The sequence below is a fragment of the Bradyrhizobium oligotrophicum genome (assembly GCF_051168495.1).
GTDB classification, from domain to species: domain Bacteria; phylum Pseudomonadota; class Alphaproteobacteria; order Rhizobiales; family Xanthobacteraceae; genus Bradyrhizobium; species Bradyrhizobium oligotrophicum_A.
Genome location: NZ_JBNPVB010000003.1, coordinates 299768 through 316059, shown reverse-complemented (window position 1 = coordinate 316059; position 16292 = coordinate 299768). Strand labels below are relative to the sequence as shown.

The following is a 16292-nucleotide window of genomic DNA, read 5'->3' as shown; positions in this document are numbered from 1 at the left end:
ATGATACGCGGATGCCGTCAGGCCGCCGCCTTGTGCCGCGCCAGTTCCGCCTTGTAGAGCGCGAACTCCTCGGCGATCGCGCGTGCGATCGACGGGCGTGTCCGCAGGCGTTCGTAGTAGGCCTTCACGGCCGGCCATCTGGCGAGCTCGATCGGCGGCGTCGCCATGGTCCAGTTGATCACGGTGACGAGATAGGCGTCGGCGACCGTGAAATGATCGAGCAGATAGTCGCGGCCGCGCAGATGGTTGTCGAGATGGTCGAGGCGCGACAGGTTCTTGCTCAGAACGTGGGTCTTCATCTCGTCCGGGGCGGTCTTGTCGAGGATCGGAATGAACAGCCCCTTGTGCAGCTCGGTGCCGATGAAGCAGAGCCATTGCTGCAGCCGGCTGCGGTCCATGCCGGGGGCGGTGCCGAGCTTTGCCGCAGGGAAGCGATCGGCGACATATTGCAGGATCGCCGCGTTCTCCGTCAGCACGTCGCCGTCATCGGTGCGCAAGGTCGGGACGAGCCCGAGCGGATTGACGGCGCGAAAATCGGAACCGTCATTGAGGACGATCTTCGTCTTCGGATCCACCTCGAGATACTTCGCCTCAGCGCTGGCGTCATACAGCGCGATGCGGCTGGCGAGCGAGCATGCGAGCGGCGAGAAATACAGGTCCATGGACGTCTCCTCGGGCTCCTGACCGGAGCGCTGATTGATTTTTATACTGTCTCGCATAGTATGTGGGCGGTCAAGGAATTTAGTGCGGAATGGTACAAAAAAAGAAGCAGCCGCCGCGGGGCGACTCCGTTGCCAAAACCGCCGCCGCGCCTGCCGAACCGAAGCGGCGCGGGCGGCCGCGGGCCTATGAGCCGGATATCGCGCTCGGGAAGGCGCTCGACCTGTTCAGGACGACCGGCTTTGCCGCGACCTCACTGGACGACCTCAGCGCCGCCACCGGGATGAACCGGCCGAGCCTCTATGGCGCGTTCGGCGACAAGCGCGAGCTCTACATCAAGAGCTATCAGCGCTATCGCGACAACGCCCGCGCCGTGTTGGGCGAGATCTTCCGCCAGGATTGGCCGGTGCGGCGGCAGTTGGAACGGCTGTTTGCCGCCGTGCTCGACCTCTATCTCTCCGGCGAGGAAGGGCCGCATGGCTGCTTCACGGTGATGACGGCGGGCTCCGAGGCGATCGCCGATCCCGACATCCGCGCCATGGTGCAGAACGCCCTGACCGAGCTGGACAAGGCGTTTGCGCAGTGTTTCCGGCGCGCCAAGGAGAAGGGCGAACTGCCCGATGGCGCCGATCCCGTCGTGCTGGCGCATCTGGCGTCGGCGACGATCCACTCGATCGCGGTCCGCGCCCGGGCGCGGGTGCCGCGCACGGAGCTGGAGGCGATCATCGCCGGCGCCATCGATGTCATGCTGGGCGGCAGATAGCGTTCAGTAGCCCCTGACGCGGTCGACCAGGTTGCGCAGCGCGCCGCCGGCTTCGAACGCCGCGATCTGCTCGCCGACATAGCGCGAGATCGCGTCGGCGTCGGTGTCGGCGGCGTTGTGCGGCGTCAGCACGACCTTCGGATGGCTCCAGAAGGCGCTGTCGGCCGGCAGCGGCTCCCGGCCGAACACGTCGAGCGAGACCGCGCCGAGCGTGCCGTCGTCGAGACAGGCGAGGATGTCGGCCTCGTTCTGCAGTCCGCCGCGGCCGGCATTGATCATGACCGGCGCGCCGAGCGGCGAAGAGCGCCGCAGCTTGGCGAACATCCTGCGGTCGAGAATGCCGCGGGTGTCCGGCGTCAGCGGCAGCAGCGAGACCAGGATGTCGGTCCGCGCCAGGAACGTATCGAGCTGTGCCGCGCCATGGAAGGATTCGATGCCGTCGGCCTGCTTGGCGCTGCGGCTCCAGCCGGCGACCTGGAAGCCCATGCGCTTGAGCACCTCGGCCGCGTCGAGGCCGAGCGTGCCCATGCCGAGAATGCCGACGCCGATGGCGGCGGCCGGCCACTGATATTTCGGCGCCCAGCGCTTCATCCGCTGCGATTCGCGCAAATACAGCTCCTGCCGGTGGTGCATCAGCACGTGCAGGACGACATATTCGGTCATCCGCTGAGTGAGATCGTCGACCGCCACCCGGACCAGCGGCACGCTCGGCAGGGTGTTGTCGGCCATCAGCGCATCGACGCCGGCGCCCAGATTGAAAATGACGCGCAGGTTCGGGAAGCCGGCCAACTCGCCGGGGACCGGTTTCCACACCGCGGCATAGTGGACGTCGACCGGGTCGAGCCCGGCATCGGGCAGCAGCACCACGGGGCGATCGCCGCAGACGTCGTCGAAACGCGCCTTCCAGCGCTGCGGCGACCAATTGTCGGTGCCGCCATGGATCAGGAGCGCCAGCGCGCCTTTGGTCATCAGAAGGTCCTCGAAGCTTGAGTGATCTGTCCCACATACCAGATCGTGCGGGCAGGCCAATCTCCGGTCATCAACACGGAGACATCGTCATGCGCAAACTGCTTTTCGTCACAGCTTTCGTCATCGCTTCCGTCTCGGCCCAGGCCCAGACCCAGGCCCAGACCATCGACGTCGGCTCGATCCTGTCGGCCAACGGCATTTCCCTCGGCAAGGGCGGCGGGCAGCCACAGGCGGGTGGCCAGGGGCAGGGCGCCGCGGCCGGAATGGCGCAGGGCGCCGGCAATCCCGGCGGCCAGGGCGCTGCAGGGCAAGGCCAGGGGGCTGCAGGGCAAAGCCAAGGCCAGGGCCAGTCGCAGCGGCAGGCCGGGCGTGCCAAGCAGCCGCGCGAGAGCGCCCAGGAGACGCGGGCGCGCAACATCGCGGCCAAATATGGCATCTCCTGGTAGGCGGCTCGTCCCTGCTGGCGGAACCTGCGAAAATTCTTCGTGAGCCTGTCGGCTGCGGGCATACTCCACCGTCTTGAAGACGAAGGGAGATGCCCGCCGATGCTGTACGCGTTGCTCTGCTATCACGACGAGGATGTCGTCTGCGCCTGGAGCAAGGACCAGGATGCGGCGGTCATGGCCAAGCTCGCGGTCGTCCAGGAGAAGCTGATCAAGCAGGGACGGCTCGGCCCGGTGGCGCGGCTGCTGCCGACCACGGCGGCGACGACCCTGCGCAAGGAGGATCCGCCGCTCGTGCTCGACGGGCCCTATGCCGAGACCAAGGAGCAATTGCTCGGCTTCTACATCGTCGATTGCGCCAATCTCGACGAGGCGCTGGAGGTCGCGCGCGAACTGGGCGAGGCCAATCCCGGCGGCTCGTACGAAATCCGTCCCGTGGGGACGTTCAGGCCGGGTGGAGCGCTGGCATGAGCGATGCGGCCTGGATCGATGCAGCCCTGACGTCAGCGCGTCCCCAGGCCGTCGGCGCACTGCTGCGCTATTTTCGCGACCTCGATACCGCCGAGGAGGCGTTCCAGAACGCCTGCCTGCGCGCGCTGAAGAGCTGGCCGCAGAACGGCCCGCCGCGCGATCCCGCGGCGTGGCTGATCATGGTCGGCCGTAACGCGGCCATCGACGAGGTCAGGCGCAGCCGCCGCGAGCAGCCGCTGCCCGAGGACGACGCGATCTCCGATCTCGGCGACGCCGAGAGCGCCGTTGCCGACCGGCTCGACGGCTCGCATTATCGCGACGACATCCTCCGTTTGCTGTTCATCTGCTGCCACAAGGAGTTGCCGGCGACTCAGCAGATCGCGCTGGCGTTGCGCGTGGTCTCCGGACTGACGGTGAAGCAGATCGCCCGCGCCTTCCTGGTGAGCGAGGCTGCGATGGAGCAGCGCATCACCCGCGCCAAGGCGCGTGTCGCGCAGGCCGACGTGCCGTTCGAGACGCCCGGCGCTGTCGAGCGCTCCGAGCGCCTGATGGCGGTCGCCGCTATGATCTACCTGATCTTCAATGAAGGCTATTCGGCCGGCGGAGAGACCGCCGAGCTGCGCCAACCGTTGTCGGAGGAGGCGATTCGGCTGGCGCGGCTGCTGCTGCGGCTGTTCCCGAGCGAGCCCGAGATCATGGGGCTCACCGCGCTGTTGCTGCTGCAGCACGCCCGTACGGCGGCCCGCTTCGATGCGCAGGGATCGCTGATCCTGCTGGAGGATCAGGATCGCACGCTGTGGAATCAGCCGATGATCGCGGAAGGCGCGGCGCTGATCGACAAGGCCATGCGGCATCGCCGCAGCGGCCCGTACCAGATCCAGGCGGCGATCGCCGCATTGCATTCCCGTGCGGTACGGCCTGAGGACACCGACTGGACCCAGATCGACCTGCTCTATGGTGCACTTGAAGTCGTGCAGCCCTCGCCAGTGGTGACGCTCAATCGCGCGGTGGCGGTGTCCAAGGTACGAGGTGCGCAGGCCGCGCTCGACCTGATCGCACCGCTCGAGGGGCGGCTTGCCAACTACTTCTATTTCTTCGGTGTCCGCGGCGGTTTGCTGATGCAGCTCGGGCGCAGTGACGAGGCCCGGACGGCGTTCGACCGCGCCATCGCGCTGGCGCACAGTTCGGCCGAGGCGGCGCACATCCGGATGCAACTCGACCGGCTGATGCGCGACGGCGCGACGGCGCAGGCGCGCGTTGGTCATTGACGTGTAGCCGAAGGCCGACCCAAAATCTGACCCGGGCTGTCGGCGGCGCGGCCGGTCGTTCGTCCTTGGAGCAACATCATGGAGAGGGCCTGACGATGTCGACGATCACCTTGGACCGGCCGGTCTCGCGCGCCGAATCGTGGAGCGGCCGCTTCCTCAGCGGGCTGGTGATCCTGTTCCTGCTGTTCGATGGCGCGATCAAGCTCATTCCGCTCGATGTCGTCACCCAGACGATGGATCAGATGGGTTATGGCGCGAGCGATTCCACGGCGCGCGCGCTCGGCTTCATCACGATCATCTGCACCGTGCTCTATGCGCTGCCGCAGACGTCGCTCTTCGGTGCGATCCTGCTCACCGGCTATCTCGGCGGCGCCATCGCCTCCCATGTCCGCATCGGCAGTCCGCTGTTCAGCCATTTGCTGTTCGGCCTTTATCTCGGGCTGATGGTGTGGGGCGGCCTGTGGTTGCGCGACCGCCGTCTGCGCGCGCTGCTGCCGCTGCGCTGAGGCATGACGTTTTCAACCAAGGAGGATGACATGATCTGTCCCTATCTCACCTTCAACGGAAATTGCGAGCAGGCCCTCAAGCACTATGCCGACGTGCTCGGCGCCAAGGTCGACATGATGATGCGCTATGGCGAGGCTCCGCCGGAGATGCCGTCAGCGCCCGAGCACAAGGACAGGATCATGCATGTCAGCTTCTCGATATCGGGTGACGTCATCATGGCCTCGGATGCGCCGCCGGCGTATTTTCGGACGCCCCAGGGAATCTCGGTCTCGCTGCAGATCGCAGATCCGGCCGAGGCCGAGCACAAGTTCAAGGCGCTGCTGGAGGGCGGCAGCATTACCATGCCGTTCGGCAAGACCTTCTGGTCGAAGGGCTTCGGTATGGGGGTCGATCGCTTCGGGATTCCCTGGATGATCAATTCCCCGGCCGACGGCTACTGAGCGGCTAGCGGCACGAGGGGTACATCGCCTTCAGATCGCGCCCGCGCAGCACGAGCAGCCGCGACGTCAGGCCGCCGCGGCGCGCGATCCAGTTGCGCACCGGCGCCGGGTAGGTGCGCAGCACGATCTGTGAGGCCTCCGGCTCCTCATAGGTGCGGCCGCGCCGGTCGACCGAGCGTGCGGCATGGAAGCCGAGGGTGGCGCGCCGTGTCACGCAGATGCGGTCCTCCGGCACGACGCTCAGCACCAGCGTGCAGGCCGACAGGCAGGGACCGTCGATGATCACGCGCTCGCCGGAGGCGCGGACCTTCTCGAACAGTTCGAGGAACGGCCCGACCTCGCCGCCGGGCGAGGAGGTGATACGGACATCGGCGCGCGCCAGCATCGTCGCGATCACCCACAACGCGAGCGCGAGCAGCAGGGTCAGGATGATGCGCATCCGGCTCGGCATCGTCTCATGCGTTCCCGCGTTGGCCGCGCAAGGTCGGCAGTCCGATTCCTGCGGCATCGAAGCCGCCGTCCACGGCCAGCACCTGGCCCGTGATGTAGCTCGATCGCTCGGAGCTGAGGAAGAAGATGGCGTCCGCCAGCTCCTCTTCGAGGCCGTAGCGGTTGAGCGGAATGGCGTCGTGGTAGTCGGCGCGGATCTCCGGCGTGTGCACGGCCTTGGCCATCTCCGTCTCGACCGGCCCGGGCGCCACGGCATTGACGCGGATGCCGGCTGAGGCGAGCTCGACCGCGAGCTGCTTGGTGAGATGTGCCAGCGCCGCCTTGCTGGTGCCGTAGGCCGAGCGCAGGGTGGAGGCGCGCACGGCCGAGATCGAGGTGATGTTGACGATGGCGCCGCCGCGCTCGCGCATCAGCGGCACCGCGGCCCGCGTGCATAGGAACGGCCCCGTCAGATTGACGTCGAGAATGCGCTGCCAATCGGCTTCGCTGGTTTCCATGATCGGCGCGAAGCGTGCGACGCCGGCATTGTTCACCAGCGCATCGAGACGACCAAACCGCTTCGTGATGCGCTCCAGCGCCTCGGCCACCATGGTCGCTTCCGACACGTCGCAATGCAGTGCGAGCGTGCGGTCCGGACAATCGAGTGCGGCCGTGGCGTTGCCGAGCAGCTTGGCCTCGATGTCGAGCAGGGCCACCTGCCAGCCCTCGTCGAGGAATCTCTTGGCGGTTGCGAGCCCGATACCGCGCGCCGCCCCGGTGATCAGGGCGACCTTGTCGTTTCGCACCGTCGTCGATGATTCCGTCACGGCAGTCGGCTCCTCCGGCCGGCGCCCCGGCGCTTGCTCATTGTGGTTTCTAACATGGGCTGCGCGGACCGGCTGTGAAGATCGTCACATTGTCAGTGTGCGTTCGATCCATATCCGCGGAATGCAGACAGCGCACCGAAGTTCGGGGTCCTTGTCAAACAGTCAGGGGTAGAAATGAGCTCATCGTTCGCGTGTTTGTGGTGAAGGGCGGCCGTGTCGTGCCGGATGCCGTCCCCCTCCCCCGAGGACGCAGGGAAGGACCGGAAGCTTGCCGCCCCTTGGCCCTCGGGCGGAAAAATGCACGGGCCGATACCGAAGGTTCCGCTGCGACATCCTGGCCAGCCCTCCACGATGATCTGACGGCTCATATATTCTTCGCGGCGACAGGCTGTTTTGCCCCCGTTTCCGCCACAATGCACACATGCACCGGACACGGCACTGCGCCCGGGATGCCAGGACCGCACGATTTCGCCGTACGCTCCGCGTTGTTCGTCTACGTGTCCACTTCTGAGCATGATCTTGTCGGAAAGCTATGGCGCAATGCGCGTCCACGATCTCTGGTTCCGAATCATGATCCCCGCTGCACCATCGACGCGTCCAACACATGCCGCTCCCGACGTCTCGACGACCGCGAAACGGCCTCTCGATCGGAAGGAGGACATGGTTAAAGGACCAGGAATTCTAAACGCAGGACTCGGACGGGAATGGCTGGATAAGGGTGATCGGCTTGAACGTCTTCAAGAAACAGCTGTTTGGCGCAGCGAAGCTGTGGCCTCGCCGGCGCAGCGAAGAGCGGATTGCGATGTCGGATGCAGCCGTCGCCCCCCGGTTGATTTTCCCGTCGGGTGGTGCGGTCTCGTCCGGGCTTGGACGAATCCCGAACGGGTAGCATAGAGTCGGAGTCTCGGTAGAAGCGACATGGGCGGTCAATTCATCAGCCAGCGAATCACATCCTCAAGCGGCATGGAACGGCAGGCATCGTCGCGCGGGCCGGACGGCTTGGTGCGCGCGCGCCAGGCATTGCTCCTGTCCTGCGTCGTCCTCGGCCTGGCGGCGAACGGGAGCGCATGGGCGGACGACACCGTTGCTGCCAAGCCGACCGAGACCGAGCAGGCGCGCGAGGCCACGTCGCCGCAGCCCCCAAAAAACGAGCCCGAGACGGTCGGACGGCCGGCCGAGGTGCAGACGTCCGCGCCGAAGCTGGCCTTGCCGTTGACCGGGCCGTCGAAGCCTGTCACGGCCGAGCGCAAGGGCGACGTGCGGACGGCGGGGCGAGAGACCAAGGACGCGAAGAATCTGTCCGTCCCGCAACGGGTGCTGCCCGCCGACGTGGCGCAGATGATCGGCCGCAAGATCTGGCTCAACGAAGCCGGCGGCCGGCGTGACGCGATCACGTCGTGGAATGCGGGCGAGGAATTCGCCTCGCTCGGGATCGGCCATTTCATCTGGTATCCGACCACCGCGAAGCCGCCCTATGAAGAAGGCTTTCCGGGGTTGGTCGCGTTTCTGCGCAACGGCAAGACGCGGCTTCCGGAATGGCTCGACAAGATGCCGATTCCGGCCTGCCCGTGGACGAGCCGGGCCGACTTCAAGCGGAATTTCAATTCGCCCCAGATGCGTCAACTGCGCCAGTTCCTGCTCGACACGATGGCGGAGCAGACGCAGTTCCTGGTGGCGCGCGCGCAAGGGGCGATGGACAAGATCCTCGCCAACACGCCCGACAGCGCCGAGCGCGAGCACATCGTCGCGCAATATGCGCGCGTCGTGCGCGCATCGGAGGATCTCTATCCTCTGATCGACTACATCAACTTCAAGGGCGAAGGCACCAATCCCTCCGAGACCGCGGTGGACAAGGAGACGGGGCAGCGCCAGGGCTGGGGCCTGAAGCAGGTCCTGCTGAAGATGAACGGCAGCACCAGCGAGCCGAAGGCCGTGTTGGCGGAATATTCCGAAGCCGTGCAGGTCGTGCTGCAGCAGCGGGTTCGCAATCTGCCGTCCAACCGCGTCTGGGAGGCGGGCTGGCTGCGCCGCGCCGAGACCTACCGCCGTCCGATCGCGCAATTGGAGCAGGTCCCCGAGCGAAGCCCGCGCAGATCATCGCGGTACAGGGCCGACAACACCCGCTTCTGACGCCGTGCCTGCGGGCGCGGCATCCGCGCAGTGTCCATGATCACGTCTTGCGCGCTTCAGCCGCCTTGGCCGCGACCACCTCCCGGTAGGCCGCCTGCAGTCGTTCGCCGACGCCGGGACCGGCCTTTTTGCGCCGTTTCACGCCGAGATGGATCTCGCGCAACTCATCCATGAATTCGGCCCACATCGTCGGCCCGCCTTCCGTCAGCAGCCTGGCGCGGATGCCGAGTTCTTCCGAGACCGGCAGATATTTGTAACCCCAGCCGGCCATCTGCGCGAGGATCGGCAGCAGTTCGATGCCCTGCTCGGTCAGGGAATAGATGCCCTTCTGCTTGTGGCTCGGATCGTCCTGGCGGCTGATGATGCCGGCGGCGAGCAACGTCTTCAGGCGGTCGGCCAGAATGTTCGAGGAGATGCCTTCCTCCGACCCGCCGAGCAGTTCGCGATAGTGCCGGCGACTTCCGAACATCATGTCGCGGATGACGAGCAGGCTCCATTTGTCACCGAGCACCTCGAGGGTGAGGTTGATCGGGCAGCCGGAGCGGTGAGGGTCGGGCATCGGAGTCTCATGATGGCGCATAAACCGCTTGCAACATTGCACCAGTCTCGGCATTCTCCAACTAGTTGCAAAACACAAGCAGTCAAGGAGGTGGCGCGATGGCGAGGCTGATCATGTGGAACATGATGACGCTCGACGGCATGGTCGCAGGTCCGAACGGGGACATCTCCTGGCACGAGGACGTTTGGGGCGACGAACTGGAGCGCTTCTGCGAGGACCAGCTGCACGAGGCGGGCGGGCTGCTGTTCGGCCGGGTGACCTACGATTTGATGGCCGGGTATTGGCCATCGCAGCAGGGCGTCATCGCCGACGTCATGAACAGCATCCCCAAGCATGTCGCGTCGCGCTCGCTGTCTCGGCTGGAATGGTCGAACGCGCATCTGCTGGGTCCGCAAGCGGCGGTCGACGCCGATCAGATCAAGAAGGACAGCGTCAAGGATCTGTTTCTGTTCGGCAGCGCGGATTTCGCCGCGACGCTCATCGCCCGCGATCTGATCGATGAATTTCGGCTGGCGATCAACCCGCGCGTGCTCGGCGGCGGAGCGCCGCTGTTCAAGCCAGGGCTGGCGATCAAGCTCCGCCTGATCGACACCCGCCCGCTCTCCAATGGCGTCGTCATCGTGCGCTATGTGCCGTCTCGTGAGGTGTGAGCGATGTCGTTGACGCTGTACTATCATCCGCTGTCGTCGTTCTGCTGGAAGGTGCTGATCGCACTGTACGAGAACGAGATCCCGTTCACGCCGAAGCTGATCGATCTCGGCGACGCCAGTGAGCGCGCCGCGTTCCTGAAGCTGTGGCCGGTCGGCAAGTTTCCGGTGCTGCGCGACGACGCGCGACAGCGCACGATTCCGGAGTCGAGCGTCATCATCGAATATCTCGATCAGCAGCATCGCGGCGCGACGTGCCTCATTCCGGATGATGCCGATCTGGCGCTGCGGACGCGTCTGCGCGACCGCTTCCTTGATCTCTACGTTCACATGCCGACACAGACCATCGTGTTCGACCGGCTGCGCCCGGCCGATGCGCGTGATCCATTTGGCGTCGCCGAAGCGCGGACGCGCTTGCGCACGTCCTATGCGATGCTCGAAGCCGAACTCGCTCCAGGCGGCTGGGCGATGGGCGACCCGTTCACGCTGGCGGATTGTGCGGCCCTGCCGGCGCTGTTCTATGCGAAAAACGTGGAACCGTTCGGCGCCGGGCTCCCCGCGGTGGCGGCTTATCTCGATCGCCTCGCGGCGCGGCCCTCCGTCGCGCGTGTTCTGGCCGAGGCGGCCCCCTTCTTCCATATGTTTCCCGAGGAGCGCGGCTGAAGCGACAACTCTGCAAAAATAATCGCGGAGCCATGTCGGCGGTCCAACGACGCGATCGTCTTACTGGTGAGGGCGGACCGGTTTCGCCCGATGACATCAGGGAGAGCGACCATGCGGTTCATGGTGATCGTGAAGGCGACGAAGGACACGGAGGCCGGCATCCTGCCGACCACCGAGGAATTCGCCGCGATGGGCCGGTTCAACGAAGAACTGTGCAAGGCCGGCATGATGGAGGCCGGCGAGGGCCTGCATCCGACGGCCAAGGGCGCGCGCATCGCCTTCTCGGATGGAAAACCCCGCGTCGCGCGCGGCCCGTTCGATTTCACCGGCGAACTCGCCGCCGGTTTCTGGATGATCAAGGCCGGCTCGCTCGACGAGGTGATCGAACACATGCAGCACGCGCCGTTGCCGCGCGGCGAGATCGAGATTCGCCAGGTGTACGCGCCCGAGGATTTCGGCGAGACGTTCACGCCGGAACTGCGCGCGCGGATCGAGCGGCTGCGTGCGCAGGCGGCCAAGAGCTGAACGAGCGGTTGCGAAGCAGGGGAGGAGGAGATCCGATGCGATTCATGATGTTGATGATCCCGCTCGGCTATGAGAGCGCGTCACCGGACGTGCAGCTCGATCCCGAGCGGGTCAGGGCGATGATGCGCTACAACGAGGCGCTGAAAGAGGCCGGCGTGCTGATCACGCTGGAAGGGCTGCATCCGCCGTCGATGGGCGCGCGGGTGTCGTTCGCCGGCGGCAAACCTGTCGTGACCGACGGCCCGTTCGCGGAGGCCAAGGAGGTGCTCGGCGGCTACTGGATGATCGAGGTCGGCTCGCGCGACGAGGCGATCGGCTGGGCGAAGCAGTGCCCGGCTTCGGAGAACGAGATCATTGAGATCCGGCAGGTGCAGGAGATGGCCGACTTCTCCGACGAGGTGCAGCAGGCCGCGGCCGGCTTCGCCGAACTGCCGCATGCCGGCCGTACCTGATCGATCGATTTCTCAGCAGGAGGATGTGCAATGAGCGACAACAGCAACACCTATCTCGCGGTCTTTCTCGGCAGCAAAACCAGCCCGGCCTGGAAGCAATGGGAGGCGCTACCCGAGGCCGAGCGCAATGCGCGGGGGCGGCAGGGCATGACCGCTTGGCAAGGCTGGGTCGAGACGCACAAGGACGCGATCGTTGCCATGGGCGGGCCGCTCGGCAAGACCAAGCGGGTCGACAAGAACGGCGTCAACGACATCGCCAACGAGATGGGCGCCTTCACCGTGGTCCGTGCGGCCTCGCACGAGGACGCCGCCAGGATGTTCGTGAACCATCCGCACTTCGCGATCTTCCCCGGCGAGCGCGTCGAGATCATGCCGGTGCTGCCGATCCCGGGTGGCTAGAGCCTGCATCTTGCCGCTTGAGTGGTACCACCCTCCCCTCTAGGCAGGGTGGCACTTCGTCCTGCGCTTGGGCTCGGCCGGCAGCGCCGAAAAGTCTCTGGTGTCTTTCGCACCGGCTCATGTAAAAGCCCTTCACATGAGCTGGCGCAAGGAAGAGCGCCGCGCCGAGCGCGGCTACCATCACGGGAACCTCAAGGAGGCGCTGCTGCAGGCGGCGCTCGACTTGATCGCGCAGAAGGGCGCCGCCGGCTTTACCTTCGCCGATGCCGCGCGCATGGCCGGCGTCAGCCCGGCAGCGCCGTACCGCCATTTCCGCGATCGCGACGAACTGCTGTCGAGCATCGCCCAGCGCGGCTTTGAGCAGTTCGAGTCGCAACTGTCGGCCGCCTGGGACGACGGCCGTCCCGACACGGTCACGGCGTTCGAGCGCGTCGGCAAGGCGTATCTCGCCTTCGCGCGCTCCGAGCCCGCATTCTATTCGGCGATGTTCGAATCCGGCATAGCAGCCGACTCCACGGCCGGGCTGCTCGCCGCCGGCGAGCGGGCGTTCGGCGTGATCCGCGCCGCCGCCGAGCGGCTGGCCGCGCTGGCGCCGCCGGGCGTGCCGCGGCCGCCGGCGCTGATGATGGCGCTGCACATCTGGTCGATGGCCCATGGCATCGCCTCGCTGTTCGCCCGCGGCGATGCCGCCCGGCGCAAGCTGCCGATGTCGCCGGAGGAGCTGCTGGAGGCCGAGGTGCTGATCTATCTGCGCGGGCTCGGCTTCCCGACCGACCGCCGGGCCGCGCCGGCTTCCGCCGCCGAACCGCCGCCGCTGCCCGACGACGACAAGCCGCCGGGGCCGTGGGGCCGGCCGAAATAAGGTTCAACGAACGACCAAAAATAATTCGAACCGCGCGTCAGGCGGTCGCCTTGACAAAATCCTGGGTTGAGCTAGCTATGTAAATGTTATTTACATTCACACGGCATGGCGCCGCGAATGGAGAGGGAGATGGCCTACACCGCAGATGTCAATCGATGGCGCGGTTCGGAGGAGGACCAGAGGTATCGGCCCCGCATGATGGAGTCGCCCTGGCATCCCGGCTGGATCGCCGTGACCGTGCTCGGCTTCATCATTTGGTGGCCGATCGGACTTGCCCTTCTCTTTTTCACACTCGGGAGCAGAAAGATGTCGTGCTGGAACGGCGGAGATCGCTGGCAGAACAAGATGGAACGGATGCAGTGGAAGATGGACCGCATGCGCGACCGGATGGAGCGCCGCGGCTTCGGTTTCGGCTTCTCCGCGCCGTCGTCGAGCGGCAACCGCGCCTTCGACGAATACCGCATGGAGACCCTGCGGCGGCTCGAAGAGGAGCAGCAGGAGTTCCGTGACTTCCTGAGCCGCCTGCGCCACGCCAAGGACAAGGAAGAGTTCGACGCGTTCATGGCCCAGCACAAGCCGCGACCGACCCCGCCGAGCGACCAGCCGCAGAGCTGACTGGCTACGACCTGACGCCGCAGGGCTTTCAGCCCCGCCCTGACGGCACGAGCGCCCGCCCGCGGTTCCCGCTGGCGGGCGTCTTGCGTTTGCGCCGCTGCGGCGGCTCGCCGCGCCCTTTGGGACGGCCGATGGCCAAGGATCTGATCACAAAGGCTCTATCTGGCTGTCCCGGCTCGCCCTTTGACCTCCGCAACTCTCCGCGGTAACCCCGCCTTAACTCCGGCCGGGGTTTGGTTAAGGGCCGCTTACGCGCGCCATGAGCCCTTGTTTTGACACGTTGGCAGAGGAAGCAGGCCCGCTTGTGGCTTCGGCGGGCCTCTTAAAGCGTTCAGATCAAGGTTGTCTCGCGTAGGCGCTTTCCGCCGCGACGGCATCCGCCGTGGAACGGCAGATGCATGGTCCCGGACGTCCGGGACAGTTGGTTGAGAGGATACTGCGGATGACGCCTGGCGATAGCACCGGCCTGTCCCTGATAGATCTGTTCGGCAATGCCGGCTGGGTGGTTCGGATCATCATGCTCGGCCTGATCTCGTGCTCGATCTGGGTGTGGGCGATCGCGATCGACAAGATGTTCCTGTATTCACGCACCCGTCGCGCGATGGACCGGTTCGAACAGGCGTTCTGGTCCGGCGAGTCGATCGAGGAACTGTACCGGGTGTTGTCGGCGAAGCCGACGCAATCGATGGCGGCCTGCTTCGTGGCCGCGATGCGCGAGTGGAAGCGGTCCTTCGAGGGCCATGCCCGCTCCTTCGCAGGCCTGCAGATGCGCATCGAGAAGGTGATGAACGTCTCGATCGCGCGCGAGGTCGAGCGGCTGGAACGCCGCCTGCTGGTGCTCGCCACCGTCGGTTCCGCCGGGCCGTTCGTCGGCCTGTTCGGCACGGTCTGGGGCATCATGACGAGCTTCCAGGCGATCGCGGCGTCGAAGAATACCTCGCTGGCGGTGGTCGCGCCGGGCATCGCGGAGGCGCTGTTCGCCACGGCGATCGGCCTGATCGCGGCCATTCCGGCGACGATTTTCTACAACAAGTTCACCTCCGAGGTGAACCGGCAGGCGCAGCGGCTGGAAGGCTTCGCAGATGAATTTTCAGCCATCTTGTCCCGTCAGATCGACGAGCGGGGATGAGGGCGGGTATAGTGGCCCCCCGGATCGTGAGTAGCAGACGATGGGCATGAGCATGGGCAGCGCGTCCGGCGGTGGTCGCCGCGGCCGGCGCAAGGCGGCGGTGATGGCGGAGATCAACGTCACGCCGATGGTCGACGTCATGCTGGTGCTGCTGATCATCTTCATGGTCGCAGCCCCGCTGCTGACCGTGAACATCCAGGTCGACCTGCCGCAGGCGCAGGGCGGCTCGGCTTCGACCGCCGACGCCAAGCCGCCGCTGGAGGTAACCGTGAAGAAGACCGGCGGCGGTTGCGCCTCCAAGGTCGACGTCTATCTCGGCGAGACGCCGATCGCGATCAACGAACTCGGACCGAAGATCAAGGCGATGAAGGACGCCGGCGCCGGCGGCACCGACAACGTCGTCAAGATCCGCGGCGATCGCGACGCCTGCTATTCCGACATGATGAAGGTGCTTGGGCTTGCACGCGACGCCGGCTACCGCGCCAGCATCGTCGTGCTGCCGGAACAGGGCTCATGACAGCAGCAGACCTCATGCAGTTCGTGCGGACGCGCAAGGGCACGGTTCTGTCCGTGGCGTTGCACGTGCTCGTGCTGTGCTGGGGTCTGTTCAGCTTCTCCGCGCGCTCGATGGTGGCGCCGCCGGAGGACCTGGTGCCGGTCGACGTCATTTCCGAGGACAATACGTCGAAGGCCAAAGCGGGCGCGCTGACCGGCAAGAAGGAAGTCGCGAAGCTCTTGGCCGACAAGATCGGCGAGAAGAAGCCGACCGAGGACATCGTCGGCAAGGTCGATCCGAAGCCGGTCACCGAGACCGATGCAGCGCCGACGCCGCAGCCCAAGCCGGAGAAGCCGGTCGAGAAGAAGCCTGATCCGCCGAAGCCGGTCGAGAAGAAACCCGATCCGCCGAAGCCCGTGGCCGAGACCAAGCCGGAACCGCCCAAGCCCGCGCCCGCCGAAAAGCCGAAGCCGGAAGAGAAGAAGCCCGATCCCTTCAATCCTGACCAGATCGCGAGCGTGCTGAACAAGGACAAGCCGAAGCAGCCGCCAAAACCGCAGCAGGCCGCGGCGGCGACGCCGGAGCCTCCGAAGCATAAGAGCGAACGCAAGTTCGACGCGGAGAAGATGGCGAGCCTGATCAATCAGAAGGACCCGACGCGGCAGGCGGTGACGGGCACGGAGCTGAATGCGAATGCGGCGCTGGGCTCGACGCGTGGCATGGCTGACACCAACATCGCGAGCTGGAGCGGGGCGTTCCAGACCGCCGTGCGCCGCTGTTTCGGCTTTCCCTACAACGGTCAGGATGCGGACCTGTATGAGGCGGACATCGACATTCCGATGCGACTTGACGGAACGGTCGCGGGCGAGCCGCGGATTGTCGCGGTACGGGGACCGTCCCGGTCGGTGGCCATGGCGATGGCTGAAAGCGCGAGGCGCGCCATCATCCAATGTCAATCCTACTCCTTCTTGCCCAAGAACCAGTATGAATCGTGGAAGCTGATTCAACTCGTTTTCGGACTGAAAGATTTGCGATGAT

Annotated in this window: 22 protein-coding genes; 17 read left to right on the top strand and 5 right to left on the bottom strand. The window is 65.8% G+C overall.

The genetic code is table 11. From position 1 onward, the window contains the following. Window positions 1-17 precede the first annotated feature (17 nt). Window positions 18-662 carry a glutathione binding-like protein gene (locus tag ACQR1B_RS08205; RefSeq protein ID WP_434832105.1) on the bottom strand — a complete coding sequence of 215 codons (645 nt, stop codon included), beginning with the start codon at window positions 660-662 and terminating at the stop codon, window positions 18-20. 89 nt (window positions 663-751) lie between these two features. Here ACQR1B_RS08205 and ACQR1B_RS08200 point away from each other — a divergent pair, with 89 nt between their 5' ends. Then, window positions 752-1423 (top strand): TetR/AcrR family transcriptional regulator, encoded by a 672-nt coding sequence (locus tag ACQR1B_RS08200; protein ID WP_434832104.1) that lies wholly within the window; start codon window positions 752-754, stop codon window positions 1421-1423. 3 nt (window positions 1424-1426) lie between these two features. Here the strand turns inward: ACQR1B_RS08200 and ACQR1B_RS08195 are convergent, their stop codons facing one another. Beyond that, the gene (locus ACQR1B_RS08195) at window positions 1427-2392 is read right to left on the bottom strand and encodes a 2-hydroxyacid dehydrogenase (protein ID WP_434832103.1); all 966 of its coding nucleotides are present in this window, start codon (window positions 2390-2392) and stop codon (window positions 1427-1429) included. An 89-nt stretch (window positions 2393-2481) separates the two neighbouring features. Between ACQR1B_RS08195 and ACQR1B_RS08190 the strand changes: the two genes are divergently transcribed. The 5 genes from ACQR1B_RS08190 to ACQR1B_RS08170 all read left to right on the top strand — a co-directional run bounded on the left by ACQR1B_RS08190 (window position 2482) and on the right by ACQR1B_RS08170 (window position 5521). Continuing rightward, window positions 2482-2838: a hypothetical protein gene (locus ACQR1B_RS08190; RefSeq protein ID WP_434832102.1), complete on the top strand. Its 357-nt coding sequence runs from the start codon at window positions 2482-2484 to the stop codon at window positions 2836-2838. A gap of 99 nt (window positions 2839-2937) precedes the next feature. Continuing rightward, the gene (locus tag ACQR1B_RS08185) at window positions 2938-3306 is read left to right on the top strand and encodes a YciI family protein (RefSeq protein WP_434832101.1); all 369 of its coding nucleotides are present in this window, start codon (window positions 2938-2940) and stop codon (window positions 3304-3306) included. Beyond that, entirely contained in the window at window positions 3303-4574 is a 1272-nt protein-coding gene (locus ACQR1B_RS08180) for an RNA polymerase sigma factor (RefSeq protein WP_434832100.1), read from the top strand. The genes ACQR1B_RS08185 and ACQR1B_RS08180 overlap by 4 nt, the downstream gene beginning before the upstream one ends. Before the next feature lie 95 nt (window positions 4575-4669). Beyond that, the gene (locus ACQR1B_RS08175; RefSeq protein WP_434832099.1) at window positions 4670-5080 is read left to right on the top strand and encodes a DoxX family protein; all 411 of its coding nucleotides are present in this window, start codon (window positions 4670-4672) and stop codon (window positions 5078-5080) included. 30 nt (window positions 5081-5110) lie between these two features. Continuing rightward, window positions 5111-5521 (top strand): VOC family protein, encoded by a 411-nt coding sequence (locus ACQR1B_RS08170; RefSeq protein WP_434832098.1) that lies wholly within the window; start codon window positions 5111-5113, stop codon window positions 5519-5521. Between the two features lie 4 nt (window positions 5522-5525). Here ACQR1B_RS08170 and ACQR1B_RS08165 read toward each other — a convergent pair whose 3' ends face one another. Beyond that, the gene (locus ACQR1B_RS08165; RefSeq protein ID WP_434832097.1) at window positions 5526-5972 is read right to left on the bottom strand and encodes a hypothetical protein; all 447 of its coding nucleotides are present in this window, start codon (window positions 5970-5972) and stop codon (window positions 5526-5528) included. A gap of 4 nt (window positions 5973-5976) precedes the next feature. Further along, entirely contained in the window at window positions 5977-6777 is an 801-nt protein-coding gene (locus ACQR1B_RS08160; protein ID WP_434832096.1) for an SDR family NAD(P)-dependent oxidoreductase, read from the bottom strand. 918 nt (window positions 6778-7695) lie between these two features. Here ACQR1B_RS08160 and ACQR1B_RS08155 point away from each other — a divergent pair. Beyond that, window positions 7696-8907 (top strand): hypothetical protein, encoded by a 1212-nt coding sequence (locus ACQR1B_RS08155; RefSeq protein WP_434832095.1) that lies wholly within the window; start codon window positions 7696-7698, stop codon window positions 8905-8907. A gap of 40 nt (window positions 8908-8947) precedes the next feature. Here the strand turns inward: ACQR1B_RS08155 and ACQR1B_RS08150 are convergent, their stop codons facing one another. After that, window positions 8948-9466 carry a winged helix-turn-helix transcriptional regulator gene (locus ACQR1B_RS08150; RefSeq protein ID WP_434832094.1) on the bottom strand — a complete coding sequence of 173 codons (519 nt, stop codon included), beginning with the start codon at window positions 9464-9466 and terminating at the stop codon, window positions 8948-8950. Between the two features lie 98 nt (window positions 9467-9564). On the opposite strand from ACQR1B_RS08150, the gene ACQR1B_RS08145 reads away from it, so the two are divergent. The 10 genes from ACQR1B_RS08145 to ACQR1B_RS08100 all read left to right on the top strand — a co-directional run bounded on the left by ACQR1B_RS08145 (window position 9565) and on the right by ACQR1B_RS08100 (window position 16291). Further along, window positions 9565-10116, top strand: a complete 552-nt coding sequence (locus ACQR1B_RS08145; RefSeq protein ID WP_434832093.1) for a dihydrofolate reductase family protein — start codon at window positions 9565-9567, stop codon at window positions 10114-10116. Between the two features lie 3 nt (window positions 10117-10119). After that, window positions 10120-10776, top strand: coding sequence for a glutathione S-transferase family protein (locus tag ACQR1B_RS08140; protein WP_434832092.1), 657 nt, complete (start codon window positions 10120-10122; stop codon window positions 10774-10776). A gap of 111 nt (window positions 10777-10887) precedes the next feature. Continuing rightward, window positions 10888-11301, top strand: coding sequence for a YciI family protein (locus ACQR1B_RS08135; protein WP_434832091.1), 414 nt, complete (start codon window positions 10888-10890; stop codon window positions 11299-11301). Window positions 11302-11336: 35 nt separating this feature from the next. Beyond that, window positions 11337-11753 carry a YciI family protein gene (locus ACQR1B_RS08130; RefSeq protein WP_434832090.1) on the top strand — a complete coding sequence of 139 codons (417 nt, stop codon included), beginning with the start codon at window positions 11337-11339 and terminating at the stop codon, window positions 11751-11753. A 30-nt stretch (window positions 11754-11783) separates the two neighbouring features. Beyond that, entirely contained in the window at window positions 11784-12152 is a 369-nt protein-coding gene (locus ACQR1B_RS08125) for a hypothetical protein (RefSeq protein ID WP_434832089.1), read from the top strand. A 136-nt stretch (window positions 12153-12288) separates the two neighbouring features. Next, a complete protein-coding gene (locus ACQR1B_RS08120) occupies window positions 12289-13014 on the top strand; it encodes a TetR/AcrR family transcriptional regulator (protein ID WP_434832088.1) in 726 nt (241 codons plus the stop codon). A gap of 129 nt (window positions 13015-13143) precedes the next feature. Beyond that, window positions 13144-13629, top strand: coding sequence for a DUF2852 domain-containing protein (locus tag ACQR1B_RS08115; protein ID WP_434832087.1), 486 nt, complete (start codon window positions 13144-13146; stop codon window positions 13627-13629). A 442-nt stretch (window positions 13630-14071) separates the two neighbouring features. Then, complete coding sequence (gene tolQ, locus ACQR1B_RS08110) at window positions 14072-14758, top strand: protein TolQ (protein WP_231317206.1); 687 nt, start codon at window positions 14072-14074, stop codon at window positions 14756-14758. A gap of 40 nt (window positions 14759-14798) precedes the next feature. Next, the gene (locus ACQR1B_RS08105) at window positions 14799-15275 is read left to right on the top strand and encodes a biopolymer transporter ExbD (protein WP_434832086.1); all 477 of its coding nucleotides are present in this window, start codon (window positions 14799-14801) and stop codon (window positions 15273-15275) included. After that, complete coding sequence (locus ACQR1B_RS08100) at window positions 15272-16291, top strand: protein TolA (RefSeq protein ID WP_434832085.1); 1020 nt, start codon at window positions 15272-15274, stop codon at window positions 16289-16291. The genes ACQR1B_RS08105 and ACQR1B_RS08100 overlap by 4 nt, the downstream gene beginning before the upstream one ends. Window position 16292 lies beyond the last annotated feature (1 nt).

Bases quoted from the DNA above. Each gene is read 5' to 3' on its own strand.
- ACQR1B_RS08205 (WP_434832105.1), bottom strand. From the start codon at position 662: ATGGACCTGTATTTCTCGCCGCTCGCATGCTCGCTCGCCAGCCGCATC.
- ACQR1B_RS08200 (WP_434832104.1), top strand. From the start codon at position 752: ATGGTACAAAAAAAGAAGCAGCCGCCGCGGGGCGACTCCGTTGCCAAA.
- ACQR1B_RS08195 (WP_434832103.1), bottom strand. From the start codon at position 2,392: ATGACCAAAGGCGCGCTGGCGCTCCTGATCCATGGCGGCACCGACAAT.
- ACQR1B_RS08190 (WP_434832102.1), top strand. From the start codon at position 2,482: ATGCGCAAACTGCTTTTCGTCACAGCTTTCGTCATCGCTTCCGTCTCG.
- ACQR1B_RS08185 (WP_434832101.1), top strand. From the start codon at position 2,938: ATGCTGTACGCGTTGCTCTGCTATCACGACGAGGATGTCGTCTGCGCC.
- ACQR1B_RS08180 (WP_434832100.1), top strand. From the start codon at position 3,303: ATGAGCGATGCGGCCTGGATCGATGCAGCCCTGACGTCAGCGCGTCCC.
- ACQR1B_RS08175 (WP_434832099.1), top strand. From the start codon at position 4,670: ATGTCGACGATCACCTTGGACCGGCCGGTCTCGCGCGCCGAATCGTGG.
- ACQR1B_RS08170 (WP_434832098.1), top strand. From the start codon at position 5,111: ATGATCTGTCCCTATCTCACCTTCAACGGAAATTGCGAGCAGGCCCTC.
- ACQR1B_RS08165 (WP_434832097.1), bottom strand. From the start codon at position 5,972: ATGCCGAGCCGGATGCGCATCATCCTGACCCTGCTGCTCGCGCTCGCG.
- ACQR1B_RS08155 (WP_434832095.1), top strand. From the start codon at position 7,696: ATGGGCGGTCAATTCATCAGCCAGCGAATCACATCCTCAAGCGGCATG.
- ACQR1B_RS08150 (WP_434832094.1), bottom strand. From the start codon at position 9,466: ATGCCCGACCCTCACCGCTCCGGCTGCCCGATCAACCTCACCCTCGAG.
- ACQR1B_RS08145 (WP_434832093.1), top strand. From the start codon at position 9,565: ATGGCGAGGCTGATCATGTGGAACATGATGACGCTCGACGGCATGGTC.
- ACQR1B_RS08140 (WP_434832092.1), top strand. From the start codon at position 10,120: ATGTCGTTGACGCTGTACTATCATCCGCTGTCGTCGTTCTGCTGGAAG.
- ACQR1B_RS08135 (WP_434832091.1), top strand. From the start codon at position 10,888: ATGCGGTTCATGGTGATCGTGAAGGCGACGAAGGACACGGAGGCCGGC.
- ACQR1B_RS08130 (WP_434832090.1), top strand. From the start codon at position 11,337: ATGCGATTCATGATGTTGATGATCCCGCTCGGCTATGAGAGCGCGTCA.
- ACQR1B_RS08125 (WP_434832089.1), top strand. From the start codon at position 11,784: ATGAGCGACAACAGCAACACCTATCTCGCGGTCTTTCTCGGCAGCAAA.
- ACQR1B_RS08120 (WP_434832088.1), top strand. From the start codon at position 12,289: ATGAGCTGGCGCAAGGAAGAGCGCCGCGCCGAGCGCGGCTACCATCAC.
- ACQR1B_RS08115 (WP_434832087.1), top strand. From the start codon at position 13,144: ATGGCCTACACCGCAGATGTCAATCGATGGCGCGGTTCGGAGGAGGAC.
- tolQ (WP_231317206.1), top strand. From the start codon at position 14,072: ATGACGCCTGGCGATAGCACCGGCCTGTCCCTGATAGATCTGTTCGGC.
- ACQR1B_RS08105 (WP_434832086.1), top strand. From the start codon at position 14,799: ATGGGCATGAGCATGGGCAGCGCGTCCGGCGGTGGTCGCCGCGGCCGG.
- ACQR1B_RS08100 (WP_434832085.1), top strand. From the start codon at position 15,272: ATGACAGCAGCAGACCTCATGCAGTTCGTGCGGACGCGCAAGGGCACG.